Here is a 21,653-nt window from a genome sequence, read left to right on the forward strand (position 1 = left end):
TTAATAAAGATAAATATACCTTAAAATTCTCTCCTTCTAAAATATTTAAAATCGAATATCCAAGAAGAAGTTCTTTGCGCTTTTCCAAGTCGCTACAAAATCTTATCTTTGTAATCCAAAAAATATATCACTGATATGAGTAAAGCGATTATTAAAACAGAAAAAGGCGACATGACTGTGCAATTTTACACAGCGGATGCTCCAAATACAGTTGCAAATTTTGTAAAATTAGCTAAATCTGGCTATTATGATGGATTGGCTTTCCATCGCGTTTTACCTGATTTTGTAATTCAGGGAGGATGTCCTAATTCTAAAGAAGGTGCTTCCGGAATCCCGGGTACTGGTGGTCCAGGCTATAAAATTGACTGTGAACTTACGGGAGAAAATCAATACCACGATCGTGGAGTCCTTTCCATGGCACATGCGGGACGCAACACTGGAGGTTCACAATTCTTCATCTGCCATAGCCGCAACAATACTGCACATTTAGACCGCAATCATACCTGCTTTGGTAAAGTCATCGAGAATGTTGATGTTGTAGACGATATCCGTCAAGGCGATCGCATTCTGAGTATTGAAGTAATTGAAGATTAATTTTTCAGAACGAACACTATCAAAATGAATTTAAGAGCATTAGTATCTGTAACAGGAAAACCAGGATTATTCAAGTTAATCGGACAAAATAAAGGTGGATTTATTCTAGAAACACTAGACAACGCGAAAATTAAATCGGTTGTAAACCTGTCTACTACTAAAATGGCGACTTTGGAAGATATCACCATTTATGGAGAAGAGGAAGAAATAAGATTACTTGATGTTTTCGAGAATATTAAGGCAAAAGGAAGCAACACACCTGATGGGAAAGCAAGTGGTGATACATTACGTGAATTTTTCCGTGAAGTGGCCCCTGGACATGACGAATCAAGGGTTTACACCTCAGATATCAAAAAAATCATTAGTTGGTATACCATCATCAAAGAACTTCCCTTATTTGAAGAAGAAGCTCCGGCTCCCTTGGCATAGCCTATTTGAAGCACCTCTGAGCTGTAAAGGCGATCTATTGTCCATAGATCGCCTTTATTTATTTATTTATAGAAAATAAATAAATCCGATTATTCTCCAGGAATAAACATGTTAATGTAGCCCCTCCTCTCCAGATATTGCCCTTAAAGCCCCAAGAGTCTACCCTATCTTAATTTTCTACCGACTACTTCCCATAGTTTACCGAGTTTTCGACAGGACTCACCCAATAACTATGGTATGAAATTGCTATGCACCCTACTTTTGAATCAAACAATTAACAACAACATCCAAAAATCTAATACTATGAAAAATCTAATCAAGACCCTAGCTTTATTCTTATGCTTAGCCATATCATCAAGCGCATGGGCTACGCCAAAAAAGAAGCCTCTAAAAAATCACAGTGCGAACGATGCAATCAATAGCTACATTGAAAGTACAACCCAAGGCAATACTGTAGGCATTGAAAATCTATTCACCGATCATTTCTTCCAAACGATATCCACTCCAGCTAAAGTCGAAACCCACAAAAGACAAGATTTGATTACATATCTAAAAAGTCAAAAAGGGTATATCCAAAACTGCCAAACCAATTATAGCATATTGGAAAAAAACGATAACTGCGCAATTGCCAAAATCACGCTGCAATACAAGAATTTCTCAAAAGTGGAATATGTGACCATATGCAGTGTTGGGGAAACATGGAAAGTTAGCCAAGTTGTGACTTCCTATCCTAAAAAATAATTAGATAAAAGATTGATAAACAGAAAAAATAAATCTATACACATTCAACCAGGAAAAAATAAATGTCCAAAACAAAAAATTTTGGACATTTATTATGAGAATAGATGAGAACCGCATCTAGAAAAGCCCTAGCTGCTTCCCTTTATTCGGAATACAAAATAAATCGGTCCGTAGTTTAGGCATATTTGCTTCCCCCATATGTCTTTTTACACTAAGAGCAAAGAGACCTCGTATGCTTTCCGCTAAATTCCCCTCGCCCTTTATTCTTCTACCGAATTCACTATCGCTGATTTTACCTCCATGGCATTCAGTTATTCCGCGGAGTACCTTCTCTGCACGATCTGGATAATTTTTCACCAACCAATCTTTAAATATGTCACCTATTGCACCATTCAACCGGACAATAGTATAACTGGCAGATTTGGCCCCGACCTCTGCCGCACTTTTGATAAGAGCAGGCATCTCTTCACTGTTAATCCCTGGCACTATCGGGGCAATCATCAGCATCACGGGTACATTTATCTTCGACAGCGAGGCTATCAGTCCAAGCCTCGCTTGAGCTGTCACCGTCCGAGGTTCCATTTTCTGCCTCACCTCTTCACGTAGTGAATTAATGGTTACAGCCACAGATATAAGCTTCAATTTGGCCAATTGCTGGATAATATCCAAGTCCCGCATCATCAACACATTTTTACTAATAATGGATACAGGATGTCTATACTTTAACATGACCTCCAGAATGGACCTGGTGATTTTAAGCTTTCGCTCAATAGGTTGGTAGCAGTCTGTATTTCCAGATAACATGATGGTTGACGGAATATAATGAGGTTTATTAAATTCTCGTTCCAAAAGATTCGCAGCATCATACTTCACTAATATCTTGCGCTCAAAATCTAGTCCCGGGCTGTAACCCCAATACTGATGTGCATTGCGCGCATAGCAATAAATACAGCCGTGTTCACAACCTTGATATGGATTAATTGACCTCAAAAAACGTAAATCTGGACTATCGGTTGTCGAGATGATAGATTTAGGATATGTAGGAATAAGCTGCGTATCCGCACTTTCCAAAAAAGGTTCGTCAAGCCCTTCAATATGCTCTTGGACGTACGTATTTTGAAAGAATCTGTTATGTGGATTAATCTGCGCGCCCCGCCCCTTGAAATAGTTATTCTTTTCCATGCATAAAAATACTAAAATAATTAGCATTTTTATACATCTATTCTTTCACATGCTTAAACATCCAGTCGTAAATATCATCTGCATGAAAGAGTCGCTCTACACTGCCATGATTACCGCCTGAAATAATGGTGAGTGTGACGTCTGCATCAGGATCGGCCTTTTTTATAGCATTAACAATTTTTTTGGACTCTGACATCGGTACAATCCTATCCTTATTGCCATGCTGTATCCATAGAGGTACTTTTGTTAGATTCTGGGCGTAGCTCAATGTTCCTCCTCCACATATCGCAACTGCAGCAGCGACCCTATCCGGATACTTTCCGGCAACGTCCATCGTGCCATACCCGCCCATACTCATCCCTGCAACATACACTCTCGAGCTGTCTGCTTTGTATTTTTCAATGGTATAGTCCACTACTTCCATTACTTTATCAGGATCCCACCCTCCTTTGGACTGGGGAGCAATGACAATTGCTGGTACTTGTTGTCCTTTTGCCATTGCATACAACACGCCATATCTCGTGACACGATTAAGATTGGTACCAGACAAACTCCTTCCATGCAGAAAAACCAAAATCGGTGGATTATTGTCCAAAATCTCTTGACTAGGCAGTTGAATCATAAAAGGATAATCGGTCTCTCCTGTGACTGGGGTGGGTTGTGCATGGCAGTAAAGACCAGTAACAACAATTAGACATAATAAAGAAATAGCAGATCGAATTCCTGTTTGCATATGTATCATATTGGATTGCTAAAATACAAACTCTCGCACATTATTAATACAAGTTCTAAATAGATTTTTTTCGAACGTAATACAGATAGCATCGTTTATTTTTACATTAATATTACAATCAAAACAAACCTCAATATGATACGATTTAAAAAGACAATAATTGTAGTTGCTGTTTTCATAACAGCAATAACCCTCTTAGCCTTTATTCCAACTCAACACCCAACGCAGGAAAAAAAAGCAACTAACCTTAAAGTATTGCCAAAAAACATTAGCAATGAAGAACTGGACAAGGTTATGGATGAATTTAAAGTAGCTCTAGGTGTCAAATGCAACTTCTGCCATGCAAAAAGCGTTACCGACCCCAAACGAATGGATTTTGCAAGTGATGAAAACCCACATAAGGAAGTAGCTCGATCGATGATGAAAATGACCATGCAGATTAACAAAAAACATTTCAAACATAGGGACGAGAAAACCGGTCAGATTGCTCAAATTTCATGCATGACCTGTCACAACGGTAAAGAACACCCTTATTTAGTCTCCAAATAAAAAAATCTTGCCACCATAGCTATATGGGTATACAAATAGATATTCTTTAAAAACATCGAGCGAATATACATTAAAGTAACGAGAGGAGCTCCCAAGTCTTCTCGTCTACTTTAATGTTTTAAAATTTTATCAGATCGACTATTGACCTCTTTCAACAGCAAGGGAAAAGCAGGGAATTGCATATCATGCCCATATCCCTGTAGCTCCAACAACCGTGTTTCAGCATGACCAACAATCTTTAACATTCTAGCTAAATAAGCATTTTCCTCATACCGACCCAACATCTCAAGCTCTCGGTCTCCAGTCAATAGCAAGATGGGAGGGGCCTCCTTTCTAACATGAAACAAAGGTGAAAACCGATCAATAGTGGGTTGTGTCTCTCCAACCCCTACTTCTTTACGCTTTGTAAAATGTGTGATGGCCTGTCCACTGAAAGGGATTAGACCTGCAATTTCGTCGGAATTTATACCAAATTTCTGTAAATAACGCTTATCTAAAACCGTCATCATACCTAGATATCCACCTGCGGAATGTCCAGATACAAAAATTAGTTTCTCCGAACCACCATACTCGCCAATATGCTTCCTTACCCAAGCAATGGCTGCAGCAGCATCTTCGATAATCTCTTCGACCTTGGCATCTGGAGATAACCGATACCCCACCCCCACTACCGCCACACCCTGTGCTTTAAGCGCCTGGGGTATCTCTTTATTTCCTCCGGTCAAACCACCACCATGAAACCAAATGATAGTCGCATAGTCTTTTTCAACAGTTGGATAGTACACATCTAATTTACAGCGGGTATATGCGGTGGATTGCGTTTCATTTTGGTGTTCGTAATAAGATATATTCGATTTTGTTTCATACTGGCCAAACACAGTGCCGGATAGTGCAAACAAAAAGTAACACAACAGGATATAGTACTTCATGATTTGTGATATAATTAGATGTGATAGTAAATCTAAAAATACAAAAAAACGCTAGACTTCCTTATTTAATATCTAAATTAGATAGATAAAATGCGACTAATGACAAAACCGACCATTACGATAGAATATTGTCCCAAATGCGGCTGGATGCTCCGAGCAGCTTATATGGCGCAAGAATTGCTCACCACGTTTACGGAAGATATCAATGGTGTTACATTGAAGCCGAGTGAGGTTTCAGGACGCTATACTGTCAGTGTAGACAATATGGCGATTTTTGACCGAAAGCGAATGGAAAGATTTCCAGAAGTAAAAGAATTAAAACAATTGGTAAGAGACCTAGTAGCGGTGGGAAAAAATTTAGGTCATTCGGATAAGAAAACAACAGATCTAAACGAAAACAACTCTAATTAACTAGTAGTCTATCTCAAAATAAGTGAGGATGTCGGATGGAAATCTACATCTAAATTTTTAAAATGCGTATAAGCCGATGTGGTCAATACGCATTTTAAAAATTTCATTAGAAAGAAGCTCCAAATCTTACTCCTGTCGAGAACAACGTACTACTAAAAGGTTCAAGATAAAAATCATCATATTGATCATTATACCTATCGCCCCGTGCATAACGTTGAAAATCTATAAATGGCCCTACACGAATCTGATTTTTCCCGGTTCTTACCGCAAGTCCAACTGTAGAGTTGAACATAAAACCACCATCGATATCCCCTTCTACCTTAAAAGCATGCCCTGTATTGAAGTCAATAAATGGGCTTAACTTCATGGTCAATATATTTGCTCTAAAATGAAAGAACAACGGGACATAAGTCTGATCAAAACGAACCGTCCGCATACCACTTCCTACACCCAGTGCAATATTGGGATTGATTTGATAATTTCCAGTTAATGTGGCCGAAAAGAAAAACTCTTCATCATTGGTCACCCCCAACATAACGTTAGGTTCCAAATTGAAGCCCGCCTGCAGTCCGTTAAACCGTGGTGCTTTCTCTCTCGCATTTGATTTGACAGGTTTTACATTTTCCTCTTTTGTAATCTTCTCTATTTCGTCTATTTTTAATGCGATGATACTGCTTTTGTCCAGCGTCTCAATCTTGATACTCTGATTGGGTACCTGTTCGATGATTATCCCCCTTATGATTGAACCATTCTTAAGATATACCACATCCATTAGTTTTTGGGCATAGGAAGCCACACTCCACACAACTAGAATAAAAAGTAAAATTATTTTTCTCATAAAGCAGTTAATAGTAAATGACAAATCTAGTTGAAATCGAGTTGATTCTGGAATTTTTTCATAAATAATCCAATCAGCACGATTTCGACCTTATCGAGATTAAAGGTATATTAGCCTATCGATTAAAGAAGTCCAGAATGATGCTCAAAACAATCCTCTTAAGGATCAAATAAATATACTCAGCATATGTGGTGGTCTCTTCGTTAAGTAAGCGCAGAAAAACCGATTGACTACTGTGCAAATCAAGAAGTAACCGAGTGTAACAAGTTCATTTATAACAAATGAACACACACTTATAAAAAATTATTTATATATGAAAATACTGCACACAGGAGACTGGCATCTGGGAAAGAAACTGGATTTCTTTTCTAGAATGGAAGAGCAGAAATCTGTCCTAGAGGAAATCTGTAACATTGCTGAAGAAGAACAGGTAGATGCCGTGATTGTTGCTGGAGACCTTTTCGACGCCTTCAACCCTCCTGTTGAAGCAATAGATTTATTGTACAAAACCCTAAAAAAACTATCAAATAATGGTTTAAGGCCAGTCCTCGCCATTGCGGGCAATCACGATAGTCCTGACCGAATTGATGCCCCAGATTCACTTGCCCGAGAGTGCGGCATCATATTCATGGGCTATCCTAATACGACCATTGAGCCCATTCAAGTCGAAAATGGCTTTGCTATTACAAAGTCTGACCTCGGTTTTATAGAATTGAGGCTACCAAAGTATTCTACTCCCCTCCGTATCCTGACTACTCCATTTGCAAATGAAATTAGATTGAAGCAATATTTAGGCATCACCGAAAAAGAACAACAATTAAATGAAGTACTAAAAAACAACTGGCGGACGTCAGCGGACAAATATGCGGACAAATATGGTGTGAATCTTCTTGTCACCCACCTCTACATGCTTAATCGTGGAGGCGACATCCTCGAAGAACCCGATGGAGAGAAACCAATAAAAATAGGCCATGCGGACATTGTCTATTCAGATGGAATCCCCTTGCAAATTCAATATACCGCACTGGGCCACCTCCACCGTTTTCAAAATATCGGTGGACACCATGCACCTGTTATTTACAGCGGTAGTCCCCTAGCGTATTCCTTTTCAGAAGCCGGACAGGAAAAAAAAGTGGTTATAATTGAAGCCGAAGCAAATCGTCAAGTTCAAATAAAGTCACGAACACTACAATCAGGACGTCGGCTATACCGTAAGCGATTCGAACAGATAGATGAAGCCGTGATGTGGCTGCAATCGCATCCAAACGCATTGGTAGAATTGACTCTCCTCAGTGACACTTTTATTTCCTCTCAAGACCTTAAGCGAATACATGCTGCCCATGATGGTATCATTCACATTATTCCCATTGTCAAACAGCAGGAGATGTTGCTGGCTTCGGCACAACATATCAATCTGGAACAGGATATAGAGGACCTTTTCAAAGATTATTTTAAATCGAAATATGGACAAGAGGTCAATAAAGAATTGTTTTCGTTATTCAACGAAGTTTTGCACAACACCAATGAATCAGAAGATTAAGACATGCTGCCATTATTTTTAAGTATAGAGGGCCTATATTCCTACCAAGCTAAGCAAGAGGTAGATTTCACCAAGCTGACAGAAGCTGGACTCTTTGGTATATTTGGAAGTGTTGGATCGGGTAAATCTTCAATTTTGGAAGCTATCGGATTTGCATTGTACGGAAATACCGAAAGGCTAAACAGCAAGGAAAATAGAAGCTACAATATGCTGAATCTCAAATCGGATTCAGCCACTATTATCTTTGATTTCTTAAATTTCGAAAACCGTAAATTTCGCTTTACCGTACATTGGAGAAGACGCAAAAAATTTGACCAGACCTCCACAATAGAGCGGGTCGCATATGAATGGGAGAATGGCAGTTGGACACCACTTGAATCAGTAGATGCATCCGCCATCACTAATCTGACTTATCAAAATTTCAAACGAACTATTATCATTCCACAGGGACAATTCAAGGAATTTCTTGACCTCAAAGGAAAAGACCGCTCGGATATGATGAAGGAAATTTTCAACCTTGACAAATATGACCTTGGCCCCAAAGTCTCTACTTTGCAAATTGAGAACAACCGTAAAATAGAGAATCTCCAGGGCGTATTGTCTGGATTCGAAGGAATTACGACAGATGTACTCCAACTAAAAAAAATCAACTTACAGGAAGAACATAGCCTACTAAGGCAAAAAAAAGACCAATACCAACATCTCGAACACCAGTATCGATTACTCACAGAAGCGAAATCCAACCGTCAAAATCTCGTCGAAAAGCAACAGCTCTTTGGTAATTTGTCAAGCCGTAAAGCCGATATAGACCGTCTAGAAAAAGAGCTTGATGAATATGAAAATTTTGTCACCTTATTCAAGGATACCATTCAGCAAATTGATGTACTACAAAAAGAGCAAGCACAACAGGAGGTGAAAATCCAAAACCTATTAGTAGACAAACAACAAACTGCGGCCAGTTTAAAAGAGAAAGAACTGGCTTATGAAAAAATCCACATTGCATACCAAGCTATTGATATTCAAAAAACAAGAATTACTGACCTCAAGAATTTAATACAGATTAATCTCCAGCAAGATGAAAAATCAACACTAACGACACGGTTGGCAAAGGGTACCCCAATTTTGGAGCAGACGAAAGCAGAAGAACTAGTCCTCAAGGAAGATATCGAGGAACAGGAGCAGCTACTGGAACAATTAAAATCAGTAAAGATAGACACATCAGAATTAATAGAGATAGATAATTGGTATAGGCAGTACGATGTGCTATTACGAGACCAAACTACCTGCATAGCAAATATAAGCAATCTGAAGCTCCAACAAGAAGAACTGACTACAGCTTTCAAAAAGAACAGATACTCACTCGAAAAGTGGGAATCAGAGCTAGCTATCCAAAATCAGAGTGTTAATACAGAACTAGACGAACTAAACAGACAAGAAACCGCACTAGAAGTACAAAGAGAGCTCAGCCGTTTTGTAGACAATCTACAAAACGATTATCCTTGTCCACTTTGCGGTTCGTTAGAACATCCTGCACCTATGCACCTGCAAGATGTTGGTCAACAAATAACGGATATCTTAGCGACTAAAGCAACGCTTAAAAAGCAGCTGGAACACTTAGCAACATTTTCTAAACAAATGACCCAGTGGAGCACGTCCTATCTTGAACGGAAGGCGAGACTGGAAACCGCAACAAAAGAACTGCAAAGCTTGAATCTAGCGTTGGCTGACCACAAAAATCAATTCTCTTGGGAAGATTTCAAGTGGGATAATCGTGAATCATTTGAAAAAAAGAAAGCAACAGTAAGACAGAGCGAAATTCAGATAAAGGAAGTTGAATTATTGATTAAATCCTTAAGGGTTCAGCTTGGTGAGTCCCAACAAAAGATTTCTAAATTCGAAAAGACACTCAACGATTTTGCACGACAGATAGCCGTAATCCAAGGAATTATTGCACAGCATAGTGCCCAAATCCAAATATTGGATGTCCAACAATATAAAGAGCGTCCCACACCTACCCTCGAAAACGAAATTCAAAGTTTGGAAGAACACATACGTTCTATAACCAACCAACAGCAAGAACTACAAACAAGCCTACATCAATTACAGACACAATTGGCAGCTTTGAATGGGAAGCACAGCGAATCTTTAGAAAACTACCAGAAAATAATAACCTCAATAGATGATTTAAATGGTATTCTGATAGAACGAATAGAGTCACATCATGCTCCTGGAATGGCTGCAATTCAAATAGTGCTCCATAAAAATCTGCCAATACAGGATAATAGAAGAGCGATTAAAGAATTTCATATCGAATATGAAACCCTGCAAAAACAGATTCACGAGCTTGAACAAGCTTGCATAAATCAAGTGTTTAATGAACACATGTATGACGAGACAGCAGCAAATCTCGAAAACACGAAGCTGGATCTCGAGCAACAGATTGCTAAATATGGAGCACTTGAGCAGGAACTGCGACGCCTTGAAGACGAATTCGCAAAAAAAGGCAAGCTTCTAGAGCAATACGAACAGTTAAACCAGAGAAAAAACAATCTTAGGACATTGGACAATATGTTTAAAGGATCAGGGTTTGTCAATTATGTATCCAGCATACATTTACAAAGACTTTGCGACATTGCCAATCAGAGATTCCACAGATTGACCAAAAACCAATTGAGCTTGATTATCAATGAAGCAAACGAATTTGAAGTAATTGACTATCTCAACAATGGGTACCACCGTTCTGTAAAAACGCTTTCCGGGGGACAGGGGTTTCAAGCTTCTCTCTGCCTTGCGCTGGCCTTGGCTGAAAATATCCAATCCCTAAATAAAGCAGACAAAAATTTCTTCTTTATAGACGAGGGCTTTGGAACTCAAGATGCAGAAAGCATGAATACTGTATTCGAAACCCTTCAATACCTCAACAAAGAAAATCGAATCGTAGGCATTATTTCACATGTAGAAGAATTAAAAGAAAGAATTCCGATATCTATAACAGTTGTAAAAGATTTAGAAAAAGGCAGTATTCTAAAACTAAGTTCTTAAAAATGGGTTTATGATAATGATTATATGTATCCTAAAAACATCAAACAATTAGTTTAATTAAGCGTAAATATTCAATACACTACAAAATATCACATTTTTCATCCATGAAACGTTTCATCCTACTATCTTTTTTTGTATTCGCAGTTACTACGGCTAGCGCCCAGTCCCTACACCCAGGGTTTGAAAAGGACGAATACAAGACTATGCTTTCATTGATGGAAAATCTATCCAATGGAGCATCAGACCCGTATTTCGCCCTCAAGTACACCTCACCAGTCATGGGATTCGAGAATAAATGGTGGCTTTGGACCAATGAAGAAAAAAAACAAGCTATCATCGGAATTCGGGGTACGACATCTAGTCCTGAGAGTTGGTTGGCCAATTTTTTTGCAGCAATGATTCCAGCTAAGGGTGTACTTCAACTTGATTCTGTCCAATCTTTCGAATACAATTTCTCGGACAATCCTCGGGCCGCAGTCCATGTCGGATGGACCTTCTGCACAGGCTACCTCTCGGCAGATATTCTACCAAAGATAGACTCCTGCTATCGTTCCGGAATTAGAGATTTTTATATTACCGGACATAGCCAGGGCGGAGCTATAACCTATCTACTAACCTCTCATTTACTCCACCTCAAAACTATCGGAAAAATAGCAAATGATGTACAATTCAAGACCTACAGCTCTGCGGCACCTAAAGTCGGAAACCTCTACTATGCATACGAATATGAAGCCGCTACTCAGATGGGCTGGGCCTACAATGTGGTAAATGGTTTAGATTGGGTACCTGAGACTCCATTCACTGTCCAAAAATTGGACGATTTTAATGAACAAAATCCATTTCCACAACTAGAAGCTACGATAAAGAAACAATCTTTCGGAAAAAAAATAGTTATCAAACACTATTTAAATAAGGTAAAAAAGCCAACTGAGAAAAGTCAAAAAAACATAGAAAAGTTGCTGGGACACAAAGTATTCGAATTTCTTAAGAAAAAATATCCAACGATTTCGGAACCCACTTATTATCCGTCATCCAACTATAGCCGTGCTGGACATCATATTGTTCTCAAGGCTGATAGTGCTTATCTAACACAATATCCTATGGACATCAACAAACCATTTATGCATCATAGTCTTCAATCATACCTCTATTTATTAGATAAACTATAGAGACCTAAACCCTTTAGTCAAAAGCTAAAGTCAATTTTAGGTACGATATTTGCAACTGAATAAAGCACTGTTGATTTTTTAACTAACTAATCATGAAAAGAACACCTTTTACTACTTTCGCTATTTTGCTCGTCGTAGCAATTGTTCTCATATTTGCTACCACCTGCTCCAGTGTTTTATAGCAGTATTACTTCCCTCGTTTTTTCTTACTAAACTAGGCATGCTCGACATGTCCAACAATATAAAAAATACTACCCCTTACTTTCCTGACCAACTACATCGGCACTCTTTTCCCCTCAAATGTTGCAAACTTTAAACGACGGTCTTGCCAACAACAAAATATTTCTAGCTAAATAGTACCATTACTTCCTTGTCGTGCAATTATGTGATTGGTATAATTGCAGAAGAAAATCCATAAAATTGGATGGTACATCCGTCCCATTCAAGAGCATAATCCACACCAGGTTATCCTCTTTTTGTTGTCCATATTTCAGGAAATAAACCGTATCTTTGCGCCATGATTAATGTGTCCAATCTTTCTCTTCGTTTCGGCAAGCGTGTGCTGTTCGAAGATGTCAATTTAAAGTTTACATCAGGAAATTGCTACGGTATAATTGGTGCAAACGGTGCCGGAAAATCAACCTTTTTAAAGATAGTTTCAGGCGAGATAGACCCTTCAACGGGATCTGTTGCTTTCACTCCCGGGGAGAGAATGTCAGTATTAAAGCAAAATCACTATGAGTTTGATAAATTTTCCGTTATCGAGACCATTCTAATAGGCAACCAGGAGCTTTACAAAATAATGAAAGAAAAGGATGCCATCTACATGAAAGAAGACTTTACGGATGCAGATGGAGAAAGAGCTGGCGAGCTGGAAAGTTTATTTGCGGAAATGGACGGATGGAATGCAGAAAGCAATGCCGCAACTTTGCTTAGCAATCTTGGAATTTCCGAAGAGCTTCATTATAAGCTCTTAGAAGAGCTGGATGGTAATCAAAAAGTACGTGTTTTATTGGCACAGGCATTGTTTGGAAAGCCTGACATCCTTATTCTAGATGAGCCCACCAACGATTTGGACATCAATACCATCGCTTGGTTAGAAGATTTCTTAGCTAGCTATGAAGCCATTGTACTTGTAGTCTCTCACGACCGTCACTTCCTTGATGCTGTGTGTACCCACATCGTAGACATTGACTTTAGCAAGATGACTATCTACACCGGTAACTACTCATTCTGGTACGAATCATCTCAGTTGGTATTAAAACAACGCACCGATCAAAATAAAAAGATGGAAGACAAAGTTAAAGAGCTGCAAGAATTTATACGCCGCTTCTCCGCTAATGCTTCCAAATCCAAACAAGCTACCTCTCGTAAAAAAGCACTTGACAAGATTAATATAGAAGAAATCAAAGCCTCCAATCGTAAATACCCGGCCATTATGTTTAATCAAATGAACCGCGAGCCGGGAGATCAGACATTATCCGTTGAAGGGTTAGGAAAGACAGTTGCTGGTGAGGTGTTCTTTAAGGATATCAATTTCATGATCAACAAAGGAGATAAAATTGCCGTTCTCGGGCGCAACTCTCTTATAACGTCAGCCTTCTACGACGTTATAACAGGACGCGATAAGGATTTTCAAGGTGAGTTCAAATGGGGTATTACGATTACTCCAGCAGATATGCCTATCGAAAACGCCGAATTCTTCGAAGGAAGAACTGAAAATCTAGTTGATTGGTTAAGAGAATATACTACAAATCCAGAAGCTGACGAACAATTCTTACGCGGCTTTTTAGGCAAGATGCTTTTCTCGGGAGAAGAGGTTCTCAAAAAAGCTTCTGTTTTATCTGGAGGTGAAAAAATGCGCTGCATGTTCTCTAGGATGATGCTTCAGGGAGCCAACTTCCTAATTTTCGATGAACCGACCAATCACTTGGACTTAGAGTCTATTACCGCACTCAACAATGGAATGAAAGATTTCAAAGGTTCAATGCTCTTCACCTCTCGTGACCACGAATTGACAGAGACAGTGGCCAATCGCATTATCGAACTTACACCAAAAGGTATTATCGATAAGTTAATGACCTATGACGAATATATCAATAGCGAAGTCGTACAAGCACAACGTGCTGAAATGTATAGTTAATACAACCATTGACGAAAAAACACCTTATCTCCATAAGGTGTTTTTTTGTGCTTTTTTTTTAACAAAATGATATTTAAAATATCGTCACTCGATAATAACACGAATTTAAAACAACTGATATACAACACATTAAAATCATTACAAAGATAAAACTTGCAGAAATTAGATTATTGAAATATATTTGACTACTTATTCTATAGACTTTATAATGATTAAATTATCATTACTCTAAAAATTATTCTTTAACACTTAAGGGGCTCCCCATAATTGGTTTATTCAGAGAAAAGGACTTCCTCTCTCCGAGGAAGGACCTTTTTATATTAATCAATGGACGCTGGACATATCAATTTTGTTTTTGCCCTGTTTAATGGTCAGTACAAATGGGACACATATGAGAAATACCAATCCTAGATACAAAAATACATCCATGTAAGAGAGTACTGCCGCCTGCTTTGTAACCGAAAGATCTAAAAGCTGATGGGCCTTAGCAAGTGCCTCATTAGAACTGAATCCCTTCGACATGAAATTCATTTGCATCTGCTCCACCCGTTGTTGAACCTCAAAACTAGTAGCGTCCAAATGCGAAATCAGGTTAACCCGGTGCTTTTGTGAATCTCTAGAGATAAAGGTAGTAATCAGTGCAATACCAAATGACCCACCCAATTGACGCATCATCCCTGTGAAGGCAGCCCCCTCTCCTATAGATTTTCCCTGTAAAGTTGACAGTGACAAGGTCATCACAGGCACGAATAGTAATCCCAAACCTACCCCACGAACAATCAAAGGCCAAAACATATGCTCAGAGCCTGTATCATTAGTCAAGATACCATACATGAAAAATGAAAAGCCAAAAAAGATACACAACCCCAGAGCCACCATATATTTCTGTGGTACACCAGCTTGAATCATCTTACCAATAAATGGCATCATCAATCCGGTCATTATAGAACTAGGAATCAACAGTAATCCAGCATCCGTAGCGGACCAACCTAGAATCGATTGAGTGTATATCGGAATAATAAAGGTGGAGCCAAACAATCCAAACCCTAATATAAAACTCATGATTGTCCCCACTTGTAAATTCTTATCCTTCAATACCCGAAGATTAACAATCGGATTTTTATAGGTCAACTCACGCCAGATGAAGAAAAACAGGCCAAAGAAAGACAGCACCGACAATGTCAGAATCGTATTGTTCTCAAACCAATCATCTTGTTGGCCATGCTCCAATACATATTGCAAGGACCCAATAAACATGATCAAAAATACCACGCCCCACCAATCCACTTCACTAGCTGACTGCTTTTTGCCATACTTCGGACTTCTAACAAAAGAAAGCGTCAAAAGAGTTGCAATAATTCCCAAAGGTACATTAATATAAAAGATATAAGGCCAAGAGTATTCATCCACAATATATCCTCCCAACGGCGGCCCCAAAGTTGGCCCAACAATGACCCCCATACCATAAATAGCCTGCGCCATACTTCTTTTTTCCGGTGGATAACTCTCAGTGATAATCGTTTGTGCGGTCACTAATAGAGCCCCGCCCCCCATCCCTTGAATAAATCTAAAAAATACTAATTCCCAGATATTGGTTGCATTACCGCACAAAAAAGAAGCGACCGTAAAGAGAATGATAGAAGCTGCAAAATAATTCCGTCTCCCAAACTGTTGCGACAACCAACTGGTCATAGGAATGACAATTACATTAGCGATAGCATATGCTGTAATAACCCACGCCACATCAGTCAAGGTTGCTCCCAAAGAACCTTTCATGTCATTCAGCGCAACATTGACAATGGTGGTATCCACGATTTCCAATAAGGCACACAACACGGCTGTTATGGTAATGACTACGCGACGGAAACCATATTCAACCAGACTATCCTGCTGTATTATTTCCATAACTATTGTACATGAACATCCACATCTGCATTCAACCCCGGACGCAGCAATGCTATTTTATCTTTTGGATTTTTCTCCGTTAATTTAATCTTGACAGGGAGACGTTGCACCGTTTTCACAAAGTTACCAGTAGCATTGTCTGGGGGCAATAATGAGAAGCGCGAACCCGTAGCCGGAGAGAACGAGTTAATCTCCCCTTCAAATTCCATATCTGGAAAAGCATCCACCCTAATGCTCACAAGCTGCCCTGTGCGCATTTTATTCAATTGCGTTTCTTTAAAATTTGCAACCACCCACGTTTCCGTATTATCAACTATATAGAACAAGGATTGACCTGGATTAATCATCTGACCAGGTTGTATTTTGATATTTGATACCTGACCGTCTACGGACGCCAATACCGCTGCATATGACAAATTTAGCTTTGCTGCATCCAACACCGCTTTAGCCCGCCCTATATTTGCTTGAGCTACGGAAGTTTGCTTAGAAGCCACAGTTGTCTTACTGATCACAGCATGACGTTGCGAAGTACTGGCGTTGCGCTGTTCCTGTAAGATTTCAACTTGCTTTTCGGCTTCCAATTTAGCCGTCAATGCCTGTTCATATTGCTGCTTAGTAATAGAATGATTTTTGTATAGATTCTCATAGCGAGCAAAATCATTATTGGCCTGCTCTGCGCGTATCTCAGCAGCATCCACGCTACCAACGCTAGATTTAATACTCGCATCCGATATGGCAACATTTGCTGAAGAAGCAAACACATCTGCCTTTGAAACCTCCAAAGAACTCTCAGCCGCAAGCAATGCAGCCTGCGCTTCCTGCACCTTTACCATAAAATCTTGAGGTTCGATAGTAAATAACGTGTCTCCCTTCTTCACTATATCATTGTCATGAACAAACACCTTGGATACATACCCACCTACACGAGAAATGATTGGATTCATATTTTTATCCACTTGGGCATCATCCGTACGTTCATGCGCCTGACCATGAATGTATTTGTAAGTACCATAGCCTCCACCCAAAACGACTAGAGCCGTTAGAATGATGACAAACTTCTTGTTTGATTTTTTGACTTCTTTATTATTTTCCATAACTATTATTTCTGAATTAGTTGACCATTGGTAAAAAGCAGATCATAGTACCTCTCGACCGTATTCGCCTTACCAATAGCTTGGTTGATTCTGCTTTGTAACTGTTGTACATCTGCTTCCAATAAATCATCGGTATCAGCTACCCCATTATCATACTTATCTTTTACGATCCTAAAGTTTTCATTCGCTTGGTTCACGGCCTCCCCATACACCATATCCTGTGCCTTAGCTAATTTGTAATTTTCATTGGCCTGTTGCACCTCGACCTTTATTTGATCATTTAGTAGCCTCATATTATCCTCCACCTCGCGCACCCTGTTTCTGGCTACATTTACATCACGCTTATTTTTGTACAATGCGCTCAAGTTATAAGACACTCCTACTCCAATGTTCATCGCGTTTTTAACCGTAATGACATTTTTAACGTCCATAGCTGTATAACCGCCTGTCGCAAACAGCGTGGGATAATTGGCAGCCTGTATGATTTTTACATGATTGAGTGCAACGTCGTGCTGTGCTTCTACGGCCTTCAAATCCGAACGATGTGTAATCGCATTGTCCTCGGAGGCGGGCAAAATAGGGGAATTTATCTCCGCTAGGTCTACTCGGTCAAATTCAGTTCCATCTTCCAATTTCAAAAAATTGACTAACTGATAATTCATCACCTTCACGTTTTTCCGCGCTTCCTGCTGAGCCACTAAATAATTGGATAGTTGTAATTCCGCTTTTAATAAATCATTTCGTGCTATCACACCATTAGTCTCCATCGCCTTAAAGTCCATCACACGCTGAGTGGCCCGCTTGATATTCTCTTCGATAAGCAAAGTGGTCTGCTGGGCTTTGTACAGATTAAGATACAGGGACAATGCTCTTTTAGCTAGTTGTTCTTTAGTAGCCTGTGCAGTCCATTGCTCAGCTTTAAGAGCATTTTCAGAAGCGTGTATGCTCTCCATGATTTTCCCCCCAGTATAAATTGGCATATTGACCGTCGCCCTTCCCAGTATCAACTGGTTGGCTTTAATATCTGGAGCCTCGCCAGATTCGCTTAGCGGTATCTTAAAATTGATATCCGGAGTAGTCATCAACATGTATTGACCACTGATTTGCGCCTCTGGAAGTTGACTGTTCTTTGCAGACTTTACTTCCAGTCTGCGACTTTCAATTTTAGTGTCAGACAAACGCGCCTCTGTACTCTGCGTACTGGCCAAGCGAATGATTTCTTCCAATGCAATCTTCCGCCTTTCTTGCGAATGGCCTACCAAATGGGTAAACAACATAAGTGTGCCTAGCCCTAGTAATTTGTATTTCATCTACTTTGATTTTCTTTTGATAGTTGATGAGCACTTCCGTTATTCAACAGCTCAGCTTCATCTACTTTTTGGGTGCTCCCTCTTTTTATACACTGTTTGGGTCAGATGTATAGGTGAGCAATGCTCTAATATTTTTTTGTAAATAACAAACTACCTCGTTTTCGATGTAATTGGAATACTCTTCATCGGAAGTCAATCCCAACATTGTTTTAAGAAATAAACTGTTCATTTGAAAATTCATAAAAGTCCCCATTAGTGTCGCATGGATGTGAATACAACTATTTCCACCTTGAAATATTCCTTGGTTCACTCCCTCTTGGACAATATCTTCAATGACCTTAAGATTATGATATTTGAGTTCCTTGAATGATTCGGAAAGAAGCAATTTTCGCTTAATAGTTGATTCAACAGCGATTACCTGGTATAACCCCCGGTTTGAATTCATGGATTTAACGTATAGCTCAATCATCTTCTCCAGCTTTTCCAGCGGAGATGCTATCCCAATAAGGACGGCTGCATTCATTTTAAAATTTTCAACCCTGACATTAATCAAGGTATCTAACAATCCTTCCTTCGAACCAAAGTAGTAATTAATCATCGCAACATTTACGTTGGCCTCACTGGCAATATCTCGTACTGAAGTACCATCAAACCCCTTTATAGAAAATAGATTCTCGGCGACATTCAGTATTTCCAGTTGCTTGTCATTAATATCCATATCGCGATTATTTTTTTACGGGACAAAATTAAACAAACGTTTAATTTAAACAAACGTTTAAATACTTTTTTTCAAAACTCCTTACATTGAAATGAAAAAGGGCACCTCTAAAATATAGAGATGCCCTTTTTCTCAATAACCTAATATGATTAATTCAGTAGGATACCCACAGAGACGTTAAATGCTTGGTGCTGAAAATCTATCGCTCTTTTTTTTAGTTGTTGATAAGCATATGTAGCGGAAACGGTAAACTTTGGGGCCCCACCTAAGTCAAGCACGTAAAAAAAGCCGCCTTTAAACATAACTCCTTGATGGTACCGCAGAGCAATACTAGGTGCATAGCCAAAATTGGCTAACAGTCCTATAGAAGACTGCTCTCCAACGACCCCAAAAGGAAGTCTACCATCTATGAATATAGGAAAAGTATTGGTCTCGAATGGATAGCTACGCTGATCGGCATTATGCGGATCATTTGTTTGATAGTCTCCTTTAAAGGTCTCATTGCCCACACCTAAGCCAAGATAAGCCTTTTGGTTAAAATTCTTGCCCATAATAAAATGAAGCGAGTAACCATTAAATGCACCTTTATAGCCTTCGTTACTAAACCCAAAAGTACCACCTCCTTGTAGCACCGTGTATAAGGAAGATTGTGCTGAAGCGGCATAGACGACAAAAAAAGTGCAAACCAATAGCAAAAGAAATCTCTTATTCATCTTAATTTAAAATTTTGAAAACCATCTCTCTCAATACGTCCTCTGTCGACGTATTGCTACCAACGTTCATACCTTTCGAGCATAAATCAGCATTCTTGAGACAATTGATAATGTCAAATGTTTTTCTGCGATTATAGTTTCGCGCGGCCAATTCGTACTCCTTCAAAAAAAACGGATGAATGCCTAGTTCCTTCGCTGCAGAAGACTTGTCTGTGAGGTAATGATATTTCAATATCTTTGTAAAATACCCTCCCATAGCACCTAATACCACCACGAGCGGATTATTTTTAGGATTGGCAGCAAAATAATCAACAATTTGATAAGCTTTTAGTGCATTCCGCTTAGCAAGTGCCGTATTCAATTCGAATACATTAAAATCTTTGGATATTCCGATATTTCGCTCTATATCCATAGCGCCGATTTCCTGCGTTTTGGGCACATTGAGCATCAATTTATCTAACTCATTGGATATTTTGGATAAATCTGTCCCCAAATATTCTGCCATCATTGCTGCAGCCTGAGGATGTATATTCCACCCCTTATCCTTAACATACCCATTAATCCACGCTCCTATCTTATCCTCGTACAATTTACTGGATTCAACAACCTCGCCAACCTTTTCAATAAGCTTGTATAATTTTTTTCGTTTATCAAACTTACCATACTTATAGTTCAATACGAGTATAGTACTAGGTGTTACGTGCTCCACATATTGTTGCAAGAGCTCCTCTCCTTGTTTCCATTTTAGATCTTGCGCTTCCTTGACAATAATCACTTGATAATCGCTTAACATAGGATAGCGTTTGGCAGCATTTACCATAGTGACGATATCAGCATCTTTCCCATAAAGAATCGTCTGATCAAACCCCTTTTGGGCGTCATCTAGTACATTATTCTCGATAGCATCGCTGATCAAATCAATAAAATAGGGCTCTTCCCCATGTAGCAAGTAGATAGGTTTGAGCTTTTTATTCCTGATGTCTGAAAGAATAGGATTTACATTCATGTTCTACAAAAATACAATTTATTAGTACAGGAGACAGTACAGTTTTTTATCAAATTCACTATGTTCAGGAGTTTTCTTATCTTTGTATATGTTTACGCCTATCCAGTTAAACTTGCCCCCATATCCCGCGAAATTGACCAAGGAAAATGAGACTGTCTTTATTTTCGATGAATTGCGCAAGAAAAGATTGGTATTGACTCCTGAGGAGTGGGTGAGACAACATTGGATACATTATCTACACCAACAAAAGAAGTACCCCAAGTCGTTAATGAAAACTGAGGGAAGTCTCAAGCTGAATACCCTACAAAAAAGAAGCGACCTTCTCATATACAACAGTTTGGGCAAAAAGATAATACTAGCAGAATTCAAGGCGCCCAACGTAAAAATTACACAAGCCGTATTTGAGCAAATCGCCAACTACAATACCATCCATCAAATTCCGTTATTATTGGTAAGCAATGGTTTAGAACATTTTTATTGTAAAATCTCATTTGATTCACATTCTTATGAGTTTTTAAAGGAATTGCCAGACTATGACGTCTCCTGAAGTATTGTTTGCTACATGTAAAACATGCGCAACAAAGTATACAACATTTAAAATATAATT

General features: G+C 39.1%; 20 protein-coding genes. 10 read left to right on the plus strand and 10 right to left on the minus strand.

What is annotated here, in order from left to right:
* Positions 1–135 precede the first annotated feature (135 nt).
* The 3 genes from OQ289_RS15400 to OQ289_RS15410 all read left to right on the plus strand — a co-directional run bounded on the left by OQ289_RS15400 (position 136) and on the right by OQ289_RS15410 (position 1,764).
* Entirely contained in the window at positions 136–594 is a 459-nt protein-coding gene (locus OQ289_RS15400) for a peptidylprolyl isomerase (protein WP_033563095.1), read from the plus strand.
* Positions 595–618: 24 nt separating this feature from the next.
* Positions 619–1,023 (plus strand): DUF5606 family protein, encoded by a 405-nt coding sequence (locus OQ289_RS15405; protein ID WP_033563096.1) that lies wholly within the window; start codon positions 619–621, stop codon positions 1,021–1,023.
* Between the two features lie 303 nt (positions 1,024–1,326).
* The gene (locus OQ289_RS15410; RefSeq protein ID WP_270087748.1) at positions 1,327–1,764 is read left to right on the plus strand and encodes a nuclear transport factor 2 family protein; all 438 of its coding nucleotides are present in this window, start codon (positions 1,327–1,329) and stop codon (positions 1,762–1,764) included.
* 117 nt (positions 1,765–1,881) lie between these two features.
* On the opposite strand, the gene OQ289_RS15415 is transcribed toward OQ289_RS15410, so the two are convergent.
* On the minus strand, positions 1,882–2,973 hold the full coding sequence (locus OQ289_RS15415) for a PA0069 family radical SAM protein (protein WP_270087749.1): 1,092 nt from the start codon (positions 2,971–2,973) through the stop codon (positions 1,882–1,884).
* A 10-nt stretch (positions 2,974–2,983) separates the two neighbouring features.
* Positions 2,984–3,679, minus strand: a complete 696-nt coding sequence (locus tag OQ289_RS15420) for a prolyl oligopeptidase family serine peptidase (protein WP_270087750.1) — start codon at positions 3,677–3,679, stop codon at positions 2,984–2,986.
* 135 nt (positions 3,680–3,814) lie between these two features.
* On the opposite strand from OQ289_RS15420, the gene OQ289_RS15425 reads away from it, so the two are divergent.
* Positions 3,815–4,228, plus strand: coding sequence for a c-type cytochrome (locus tag OQ289_RS15425; RefSeq protein WP_270087751.1), 414 nt, complete (start codon positions 3,815–3,817; stop codon positions 4,226–4,228).
* Between the two features lie 110 nt (positions 4,229–4,338).
* Here the strand turns inward: OQ289_RS15425 and OQ289_RS15430 are convergent, their stop codons facing one another.
* On the minus strand, positions 4,339–5,157 hold the full coding sequence (locus tag OQ289_RS15430) for an alpha/beta hydrolase (RefSeq protein WP_270087752.1): 819 nt from the start codon (positions 5,155–5,157) through the stop codon (positions 4,339–4,341).
* Between the two features lie 99 nt (positions 5,158–5,256).
* On the opposite strand from OQ289_RS15430, the gene OQ289_RS15435 reads away from it, so the two are divergent.
* A complete protein-coding gene (locus tag OQ289_RS15435; RefSeq protein WP_270087753.1) occupies positions 5,257–5,568 on the plus strand; it encodes a SelT/SelW/SelH family protein in 312 nt (103 codons plus the stop codon).
* A 106-nt stretch (positions 5,569–5,674) separates the two neighbouring features.
* On the opposite strand, the gene OQ289_RS15440 is transcribed toward OQ289_RS15435, so the two are convergent.
* Positions 5,675–6,406 (minus strand): hypothetical protein, encoded by a 732-nt coding sequence (locus tag OQ289_RS15440; RefSeq protein WP_270087754.1) that lies wholly within the window; start codon positions 6,404–6,406, stop codon positions 5,675–5,677.
* 313 nt (positions 6,407–6,719) lie between these two features.
* Between OQ289_RS15440 and OQ289_RS15445 the strand changes: the two genes are divergently transcribed.
* The 4 genes from OQ289_RS15445 (at position 6,720) to OQ289_RS15460 (ending at position 14,300) form a co-directional block, all read left to right on the plus strand.
* Positions 6,720–7,946: a metallophosphoesterase family protein gene (locus OQ289_RS15445; protein WP_270087755.1), complete on the plus strand. Its 1,227-nt coding sequence runs from the start codon at positions 6,720–6,722 to the stop codon at positions 7,944–7,946.
* Between the two features lie 3 nt (positions 7,947–7,949).
* On the plus strand, positions 7,950–10,988 hold the full coding sequence (locus OQ289_RS15450) for an SbcC/MukB-like Walker B domain-containing protein (RefSeq protein ID WP_270087756.1): 3,039 nt from the start codon (positions 7,950–7,952) through the stop codon (positions 10,986–10,988).
* Positions 10,989–11,092: 104 nt separating this feature from the next.
* The gene (locus tag OQ289_RS15455) at positions 11,093–12,157 is read left to right on the plus strand and encodes a lipase family protein (protein WP_270087757.1); all 1,065 of its coding nucleotides are present in this window, start codon (positions 11,093–11,095) and stop codon (positions 12,155–12,157) included.
* A 517-nt stretch (positions 12,158–12,674) separates the two neighbouring features.
* Complete coding sequence (locus OQ289_RS15460) at positions 12,675–14,300, plus strand: ABC-F family ATP-binding cassette domain-containing protein (protein WP_033563105.1); 1,626 nt, start codon at positions 12,675–12,677, stop codon at positions 14,298–14,300.
* A gap of 324 nt (positions 14,301–14,624) precedes the next feature.
* Here OQ289_RS15460 and OQ289_RS15465 read toward each other — a convergent pair whose 3' ends face one another.
* From OQ289_RS15465 to holA, 6 genes are all read right to left on the minus strand, one after another.
* Entirely contained in the window at positions 14,625–16,205 is a 1,581-nt protein-coding gene (locus OQ289_RS15465; protein ID WP_270087758.1) for an MDR family MFS transporter, read from the minus strand.
* 2 nt (positions 16,206–16,207) lie between these two features.
* On the minus strand, positions 16,208–17,299 hold the full coding sequence (locus tag OQ289_RS15470) for an HlyD family secretion protein (protein WP_270087759.1): 1,092 nt from the start codon (positions 17,297–17,299) through the stop codon (positions 16,208–16,210).
* A gap of 5 nt (positions 17,300–17,304) precedes the next feature.
* The gene (locus tag OQ289_RS15475) at positions 17,305–18,609 is read right to left on the minus strand and encodes a TolC family protein (protein ID WP_270087760.1); all 1,305 of its coding nucleotides are present in this window, start codon (positions 18,607–18,609) and stop codon (positions 17,305–17,307) included.
* A gap of 85 nt (positions 18,610–18,694) precedes the next feature.
* Positions 18,695–19,327, minus strand: coding sequence for a TetR family transcriptional regulator (locus OQ289_RS15480; protein ID WP_270087761.1), 633 nt, complete (start codon positions 19,325–19,327; stop codon positions 18,695–18,697).
* A 149-nt stretch (positions 19,328–19,476) separates the two neighbouring features.
* Positions 19,477–20,040 (minus strand): hypothetical protein, encoded by a 564-nt coding sequence (locus tag OQ289_RS15485; RefSeq protein WP_270087762.1) that lies wholly within the window; start codon positions 20,038–20,040, stop codon positions 19,477–19,479.
* A 1-nt stretch (position 20,041) separates the two neighbouring features.
* On the minus strand, positions 20,042–21,046 hold the full coding sequence (gene holA, locus OQ289_RS15490; protein WP_270087763.1) for a DNA polymerase III subunit delta: 1,005 nt from the start codon (positions 21,044–21,046) through the stop codon (positions 20,042–20,044).
* 88 nt (positions 21,047–21,134) lie between these two features.
* Between holA and OQ289_RS15495 the strand changes: the two genes are divergently transcribed.
* Entirely contained in the window at positions 21,135–21,593 is a 459-nt protein-coding gene (locus OQ289_RS15495; protein ID WP_270087764.1) for a type I restriction enzyme HsdR N-terminal domain-containing protein, read from the plus strand.
* The last annotated feature ends 60 nt before the right edge of the window (positions 21,594–21,653 follow it).

This window comes from Sphingobacterium sp. SYP-B4668, assembly GCF_027627455.1.
Taxonomy (GTDB): domain Bacteria; phylum Bacteroidota; class Bacteroidia; order Sphingobacteriales; family Sphingobacteriaceae; genus Sphingobacterium.